The sequence below is a fragment of the Thomasclavelia sp. genome, from assembly GCF_047249845.1.
Taxonomy (GTDB): domain Bacteria; phylum Bacillota_I; class Bacilli_A; order Erysipelotrichales; family Coprobacillaceae; genus Thomasclavelia.
In genome coordinates, this window is the sequence record NZ_JBKTWO010000111.1 from 2,257 (window position 1) to 2,765 (window position 509).

1 protein-coding gene is annotated in these 509 nt (G+C 26.5%); it reads left to right on the forward strand.

The window, feature by feature from the left end; translation table 11 throughout:
• Window positions 1-409: LPXTG cell wall anchor domain-containing protein (locus tag ACLR9T_RS13690; protein WP_413110050.1), on the forward strand; the 409-nt coding region annotated here is incomplete at its 5' end.
• Window positions 410-509: the final 100 nt, after the last annotated feature.

The window sequence follows — 509 nt, forward strand, 5'->3', positions numbered from 1 at the left end:
TTTAGATTGTTTAACTGTCGAAAATAATACATACACTTTAAAAATAGATGGTGATGACCTTGGTGAAAGTGTAGATACTGAAGATTTTGAAGATCAACTTGGTTATTCAATTGATAAATTAGAAGAAATGGGACTAGAAATAGGTATTAAGATTGCAATGCCTGGAAAAATTAAAAGTAGTACAGTAGGAACGATTGAAGATAACGTGGTTGATATTGGCTTAATGGACTTACAAAATGCTACTAATGAAATAACTGTTGTTTCTGAAGAATCAACTTCTACTACTAGTAATACCGGTATAATTATTGGCGGAATTGTTGTAGTAATATTAATTGCTGGTGGTTTATATTTTTATAAAAGCAAAAAGAAGAAAAATGATAATATAGAAAATAGCGAGATAGATAAATAAGTATAAATATAACAATTATAATATTAATATAAGCAAGTTTTAAAGATGTGTTTGATAGCATGTTTTTAATAACTTGCTTTTATTATAAATGAGTATATTG